Here is a 5406-nt window from a genome sequence, read left to right on the forward strand (position 1 = left end):
AGCAGCCTCGCGCTGACCGAGGTAGGGGCGCAGGCTGTTGACCGTGGCGGAACTGACGCCGATACGGACAAGCGTTGCGGCGTCGGTCTGCCCGAGGTCAACACCTGTGCCAACGGTTACGCCGCTGACGCCCATGGGCCTGTATCGCTCCGGGTTGGGGCCGCCCTTGTAGTTGGCGGTTCCCCCGCCTACAAGGTCGCACGGTATGTACCCCTGCGTTTGCTGTTTGCCCTCGACCGTTGCCAAAAAGGCGCGGATGCGGGCGGTTTCAATAGGCATGACTGCCTCCTGTTGTTTTGCGGGGCGCAAAAAGGCAAAGCCCGCACTGCCACAATAGTGGCAGCGCGGGCCAAAGAAAGACTGGCGCGCGTCAGCGGTTGACGTCAGCGGTTGGTCAGGTCAGTAAGCTTGCCTGCTGCTGGGGCAGTGCAGGAACCGGGGGGGCTGGGCGCTTGAGAGTTCGCCAGATTGTGCGCTCTGTAAGCCGGTAACGGATGGCCAGGCACGTGACAATTTGCCGCTCGGACAATCCGTCCATTGCCAAGTTTTTGCGGTCTGCGAGCAGAGCTGCATCACGCGCCCGCTGCATTGCCGGTTTACAATTGGGAATATACACATCTGTAGCTGCATATTTTTGCGCCAGCGCTTTGGCGGCCGGCTCCCCGATGTGTTTGGCAATGTCTGCCAACATCGTGCGGCCCTGCTCGGTTTCACCGTGCGGGATGCGTAGGGTCAAACCACCGTAGTAGTCTACCATCGTGAGCGCGGCAGACAGGCCGATAACGCGGGCAAGCTCTTGCGCGGACGGCGGCAGCAAGGCAAAGTCCAGCGTTTTAAGACTGGTGGTGCATGCAGCCTGCATAGCCCGCATGGCGTCAAAGTATTCTGCTGCGGTGGGCATTAGATAGCCTCCATTTCCCCATGCTCAACAAAACGTTCATAATCGCAAACGGCAATGTTAAGCATGCGAGAGATTGAACTTTCAACAACCGCGCCTCTGGATTTTTGCCAGCCCGGCAGCCGTACATTGAGATCGCACCTCACAAGCTGGGCAAGGGCAAGGCGCATATAGCCCTCCCAGCTTTTGCATGGCGGCTCTGGATTTTCAGCCGGGTTTTCTACGTGATAGCCCAGCGCCCGGAGTTCGGCGGCGGCAGCGTGAAAGGCAGGATAGTTACATTCAGGCAAGCCTGACATGGGGCCGGATATGTAGATTGTTTTAGGCATGACGCGGCCCCTGCCGCCAAGGCGTCACGTTCAATCCCAGCGTTTCACATTTTTCACGGGCGTTATTCACGTTGTCGTAAGCAAGCACAAGACTAGCTTGAACGCGCTCAAGCCGCAGTTTCGTGTCAGGTGTTCGCCCGGCATGCGAATCGTCATGATCAGCAATTGCCGCTTCTTCTTCGATGCAAGCCACCACGAATTCCATGTTTGCCTCATTAAGCTCAAGTAGTGCGCTGACCTGCTCACGGAGCTTCCCGCCCTCGTCCTTGGCCTTCTGCGCTTTTTCAGTAAGTGCATGATTAGCCGCAGCTACCTTTTCAAGGCCGTCAGACATTTCTGACTGTTTGCTAATTGCGCGGGACAAAGAGCCTTCAAGCTCATCGGCGCGGGCCTCGGCGGCTTCCAGGGCGGTTAGGAGGCGCAAGATAGCTTCTGCTGCAGCCTTGAACTCAATATCCATGCTTCTGGCCAGTACATATTTAGCGTCTTCCGCAAACATACGCCGCTCTTCCGGCGTGATCGTGTCAGTGTTAGCCATAATTATTCCCCCTCCCGGCCCTGCTGGCGCACCAGCGCCGCTACGCAAGCTGTGAGTTGCGGGCGGTCAGCAGTGCCAAGCGTGGCGCTATTTTTTGTTTGCCGTTTTATGATTTCTTCCGCGTAGGACAGGGGGCGCTCAAGGCTTTTACACAGAGCGGCAATCTTTGAGTGCAGCGGGCGCAGGGCTGCGGGTATCGCCGTAGATTGTCCCGCCCTGGGGCGCGGCTGCCAGCCCTTGTTGCGCATTTCTGCCAGCACGGCCTTGAGCTGCGGCACGCTGCACTTGCCTGCGCTATTACGCCCTGTGACAGATGAAAGCAGGTTGCGGTATGTGTCCTCGTCAAGGCCCATGTCACCAGCGGCAATATGCACACTGGCAATCAAGCCTTTGCGGTACGCTGCGGCACGGCTGTCTTGCGTCCTCATGGTTTTGTTCTCCTTATGGGGTGGACGGTCACGTCTTCCACGGGAACAAACAGCCGCGTACCGTCCACGCTGACATTGACCATCCAGCGCCCGGATGCGTCGAGAATCGGCGCGGAATTCGTCCAGGTACCGATGTACCGGGGCAAACCGTCAACCCACCGGCATACAGATACGCGGCAGGGGTACGGCATGTCCGGGGCTTCGGGTGTTGCTGCAAAGCCCTCAAGGGCAACCTCGGCAATAAGCCCCGCCAAGGCTTCACGGAAAAAATAGCGGTGCGATCCGTCAGAGGCATCAAGCCAGCAACGGTTAACACGTATCCGGTAAGCGCCGTCCGGCCCGCCGAAGATCACGGCGGGCGACAGCTCAAACCGTGTACGCCGCGTGTCAATTCTGACACTAAATGAATGTGGAAATTTACGCTTGTCCACGTTCCATCCCCCTGGGCGTCTGCTGGCAAGCATCGTTAAGCGCCCGCAGCATGACCTTGATCATTGCTTGCGTTTTCTCCGGGTCGCGGCGGCCACGATGCACCATGCACACGATGGATTCATCGCTGTTATCGCGGATGTACCAAGCGTTGGCGGCGGTTTTGCGCAAGGTGAAACGTTGCAGATTCTTGGGCATGGCCTTAGTCCTCCTGCCTCATTACGCGGGCTTTAAGGCCGTCAGCAAAGCGGCGCACATCTTCAAGCGCCGAATCCATATTACCGTTAATCCAGCCACGCCCCTTGGGGATAAGAAAGCTCTTGCCGTCATAGGTATGGGTAGAAAGGACATTGACAGCGTTTTTCACCGCAGTTTCAGGCCCGGTTATGAGGGGCAGCGCGCCGGACGGGCAACGCGAACCAAACTCAATAAGACCAGAGGCCCAGCAATACGCACATATTTTTCTCATAGCGTTATCCCTTGGCTGCTCATCAGGCCGGAGCCGCCACGCCCCGACGACCGCCCCGCAGGGCGGTTTCGCTTTACTCTAAGTTTTTCGCTTTCTTTAATTGAATGACGCGGGTTGCGACTTGCGAAAGCAGAACGGCAGTACGCGTTCTATCCTCATCCTTAAAAAGAAGCTTATGCGCGTTTAAAAAGGAAAATTGAGCTCTCGTGATTTGTATCAAGTTTTCTGGACGGAAATTTCTTTTATTTCCATCGGCAAATATAACTATGGCACCATTTGGTAATGGTCCGTTTTGTTTTTCCCATACAGCAAGATGCTTTTTTCGCCAGATGTCCGGTTCTGCAACTTTGACAAAAACAAAACCTCCCTCAACTCGCTGAAAACCAACAGGATGTTTATTGGGCGGAGTGTTGCCGACTGAAAAACGATTCTTTGGGATGTTCCCTTTTTGAAAATTACCATTCCTTCCGTTACGTATTCCTCGCTTTATGCACGCATCTCTGATTGACCTCGCTGTTTTATTGGTTCCAAAATGAGCATTGAATATTTCTGCCAAAACGCGATAACTTATCCCCTCTACATTCACCGCAAGAAAAGTGATTTGTTCCGGTGTATAATGATTCCCACCTCCAGACTTATGCCTTAAACCCCTCACAGGCTTCGACCTAAAGCCACTACGCATATTATAGAAATAACAAGCTCTCTTTAAAGCATCTTTTGATTTACTAGTTCCAAAATGAGCATTGAAGGCTTCTGTTAGATCTAAATAACTCATATTTTTAATATGCGTTGCAAGAAAATCAATTTGCTCTGATGTATAACCATTTTTCCTCATAGCATTTTACCCCTCTAACATCTTAGGGACAATGATAGTGCCAGAAATTGAATTATCAGCAGCAATTTTTGCTTTAAGAACTAAGTTTCCGCCAGATATAATTTCCCGAGCAACAGTTGTAACAGCAGTAGCGCGGGTGATTTCTTCTGCCAGTTTTTCTCCGGTCAATTCCTCATCGCTCAACCGCTCTAGCTGGGCGAAAAGGTGATCGTTCAAGGCCGAAAGAGAATTTTTCGCCATAACACTGTCTCCTTTTCATGCGCTTATCTATTGGCTGCTCATCAGGCCGGAGCCGCCACGCCCCGACGACCGCCCCGCAGGGCGGTTTCGCTATTAGACTGCCTGCGCGACAGTTTCATCATCCGTCGGAATGGATTCCTGGGGGATGTCAATAAAAAAGGTGTCTCTCTGTTGGCGCTTGCACCCCACCAAAGACAAACGCTCGTCAGGCCAAGCCAGCATACGTTCTTTATTCAACTCTTCTTTCAGACGAATGCCGTCAGTCAGCCCAAGCTCATGGCAGCGGGCTAAGGACATTTCCACAGTCACTCCGCGTTCTTGGGTGATGGCCGTGGATGCACGGAAGCCTATTTTGCCATGTCCCAAGTCAAGGGTTTTAGCCGAGCGAAACAGCTCTGCTTTATACAGCTTTGCCCATACGGCCACGCCATTTGCAAGCTCTGCGCGGCGAGCGGCAATACTGTTCGCGCGTTGGCGCGCACGGGCTTTGGCTGCGTCTATTTCCGCCTGCATGTCGCATTCTATGGCCGCCATCTGGCGATCAAGGGCGGCTATTTCGGCCACAGCCACTGTGGCCTCGCGTTTGTCGGCAATAACAATAGGAGTAGGTTTGAGGCGTGCCATGTTATTCTCCTGTATACAGGTTGCATTGTTGGCACTCCCGCCACTGGCGGAGCGCGAAGGGGTTTGAAGTGGGGATAGGTGCGGCGCGACGGGCAGCGCAGATATCAGCACTGCGAGTGTCGCCGTATACCGGGCAGACGGCCAAGGTCGCCATGATGCGCGCGGCCATGTTGCCCGTGCTGCCCGGATATTTGCCGTTAAGTAGCAGACTCAAGCTGCTGCGGGCCACGCCCAGGCGGCGGGCAACATCAGTCACGTTTGTGACGGCAACAGCCTGCTCAAGCAGCGTCCGCCATTCTGCGGGAGAGCAATCAGACATGACTGCCCCCGATATACACGGTTTTGCCCGTGTTACGGTCTGTGACGGTCTTTTCCACACGGTTATACGAGGGGGCCTTGGGGCCGGTATTGGCGTCTGGCCGCAGAAAATACGCTCCCGTGCGGGCCGTCTTGCCAAGCATGCCCGCGCGCCAGAGTGCGCGGCAGTAGTTCTTAAGATTGTCCTCTGCGCCGCGCTCGGAGCCATCGCATACAGTGCGCAGCAGATCAGCCACGGTTGCCATGTTTGCCATGCGCAGCACGTTCCACGCCTTCTGGCGCAGGGTGCGGCCTTCGA

At 55.0% G+C, this 5406-nt stretch carries 12 protein-coding genes, 2 other RNA genes and 1 pseudogene; all 15 read right to left on the reverse strand.

Going from position 1 to position 5406, the window contains the following annotated elements:
* On the reverse strand, positions 1-279 hold a 279-nt coding region (locus V6C16_RS07145; protein WP_333542949.1), incomplete at its 3' end, for a pesticin C-terminus-like muramidase.
* Positions 280-394: 115 nt separating this feature from the next.
* Complete coding sequence (locus V6C16_RS07150; protein ID WP_083577867.1) at positions 395-901, reverse strand: Mor transcription activator family protein; 507 nt, start codon at positions 899-901, stop codon at positions 395-397.
* Entirely contained in the window at positions 901-1227 is a 327-nt protein-coding gene (locus V6C16_RS07155; protein ID WP_333536162.1) for a DUF4406 domain-containing protein, read from the reverse strand. Before V6C16_RS07155 ends, V6C16_RS07150 begins: the two co-directional genes overlap by 1 nt.
* Positions 1220-1765, reverse strand: a complete 546-nt coding sequence (locus V6C16_RS07160) for a hypothetical protein (RefSeq protein ID WP_333536161.1) — start codon at positions 1763-1765, stop codon at positions 1220-1222. The genes V6C16_RS07155 and V6C16_RS07160 overlap by 8 nt, the downstream gene beginning before the upstream one ends.
* 2 nt (positions 1766-1767) lie before the next feature.
* Complete coding sequence (locus V6C16_RS07165) at positions 1768-2193, reverse strand: regulatory protein GemA (RefSeq protein WP_333536160.1); 426 nt, start codon at positions 2191-2193, stop codon at positions 1768-1770.
* The gene (locus tag V6C16_RS07170; protein ID WP_333536158.1) at positions 2190-2624 is read right to left on the reverse strand and encodes a hypothetical protein; all 435 of its coding nucleotides are present in this window, start codon (positions 2622-2624) and stop codon (positions 2190-2192) included. The genes V6C16_RS07165 and V6C16_RS07170 overlap by 4 nt, the downstream gene beginning before the upstream one ends.
* Positions 2611-2820 (reverse strand): hypothetical protein, encoded by a 210-nt coding sequence (locus V6C16_RS07175; RefSeq protein ID WP_296986110.1) that lies wholly within the window; start codon positions 2818-2820, stop codon positions 2611-2613. The genes V6C16_RS07170 and V6C16_RS07175 overlap by 14 nt, the downstream gene beginning before the upstream one ends.
* 4 nt (positions 2821-2824) lie before the next feature.
* On the reverse strand, positions 2825-3091 hold the full coding sequence (locus V6C16_RS07180) for a hypothetical protein (RefSeq protein ID WP_072311419.1): 267 nt from the start codon (positions 3089-3091) through the stop codon (positions 2825-2827).
* A 9-nt stretch (positions 3092-3100) separates the two neighbouring features.
* Positions 3101-3165, reverse strand: an RNA gene (locus V6C16_RS07185) — hammerhead ribozyme type II.
* The gene (locus V6C16_RS07190; protein ID WP_333536155.1) at positions 3165-3926 is read right to left on the reverse strand and encodes an HNH endonuclease signature motif containing protein; all 762 of its coding nucleotides are present in this window, start codon (positions 3924-3926) and stop codon (positions 3165-3167) included. The genes V6C16_RS07185 and V6C16_RS07190 overlap by 1 nt, the downstream gene beginning before the upstream one ends.
* Before the next feature lie 6 nt (positions 3927-3932).
* Positions 3933-4166, reverse strand: coding sequence for a hypothetical protein (locus tag V6C16_RS07195; RefSeq protein WP_333536154.1), 234 nt, complete (start codon positions 4164-4166; stop codon positions 3933-3935).
* 28 nt (positions 4167-4194) lie between these two features.
* An RNA gene (locus tag V6C16_RS07200) (hammerhead ribozyme type II) lies at positions 4195-4259 on the reverse strand.
* A complete protein-coding gene (locus V6C16_RS07205) occupies positions 4260-4790 on the reverse strand; it encodes a host-nuclease inhibitor Gam family protein (RefSeq protein WP_072311418.1) in 531 nt (176 codons plus the stop codon).
* 1 nt (position 4791) lies between these two features.
* The gene (locus V6C16_RS07210) at positions 4792-5109 is read right to left on the reverse strand and encodes a hypothetical protein (protein ID WP_072311417.1); all 318 of its coding nucleotides are present in this window, start codon (positions 5107-5109) and stop codon (positions 4792-4794) included.
* Positions 5102-5406, reverse strand: a pseudogene (locus tag V6C16_RS07215) (hypothetical protein); the annotation flags it as partial. The gene V6C16_RS07210 and the pseudogene V6C16_RS07215, both read right to left, overlap by 8 nt.

The sequence above is a fragment of the Desulfovibrio sp. 1188_IL3213 genome (genome assembly GCF_036763145.1).
Lineage (GTDB): Bacteria > Desulfobacterota > Desulfovibrionia > Desulfovibrionales > Desulfovibrionaceae > Desulfovibrio.

Excerpts from the sequence above, each read along its gene's own strand:
- V6C16_RS07210 (WP_072311417.1), bottom strand. The coding sequence starts at position 5,109 with ATGTCTGATTGCTCTCCCGCAGAATGGCGGACGCTGCTTGAGCAGGCT.
- V6C16_RS07195 (WP_333536154.1), bottom strand. The coding sequence starts at position 4,166 with ATGGCGAAAAATTCTCTTTCGGCCTTGAACGATCACCTTTTCGCCCAG.
- V6C16_RS07180 (WP_072311419.1), bottom strand. The coding sequence starts at position 3,091 with ATGAGAAAAATATGTGCGTATTGCTGGGCCTCTGGTCTTATTGAGTTT.
- V6C16_RS07190 (WP_333536155.1), bottom strand. The coding sequence starts at position 3,926 with ATGAGGAAAAATGGTTATACATCAGAGCAAATTGATTTTCTTGCAACG.
- V6C16_RS07160 (WP_333536161.1), bottom strand. The coding sequence starts at position 1,765 with ATGGCTAACACTGACACGATCACGCCGGAAGAGCGGCGTATGTTTGCG.
- V6C16_RS07165 (WP_333536160.1), bottom strand. The coding sequence starts at position 2,193 with ATGAGGACGCAAGACAGCCGTGCCGCAGCGTACCGCAAAGGCTTGATT.
- V6C16_RS07150 (WP_083577867.1), bottom strand. The coding sequence starts at position 901 with ATGCCCACCGCAGCAGAATACTTTGACGCCATGCGGGCTATGCAGGCT.
- V6C16_RS07155 (WP_333536162.1), bottom strand. The coding sequence starts at position 1,227 with ATGCCTAAAACAATCTACATATCCGGCCCCATGTCAGGCTTGCCTGAA.
- V6C16_RS07205 (WP_072311418.1), bottom strand. The coding sequence starts at position 4,790 with ATGGCACGCCTCAAACCTACTCCTATTGTTATTGCCGACAAACGCGAG.
- V6C16_RS07175 (WP_296986110.1), bottom strand. The coding sequence starts at position 2,820 with ATGCCCAAGAATCTGCAACGTTTCACCTTGCGCAAAACCGCCGCCAAC.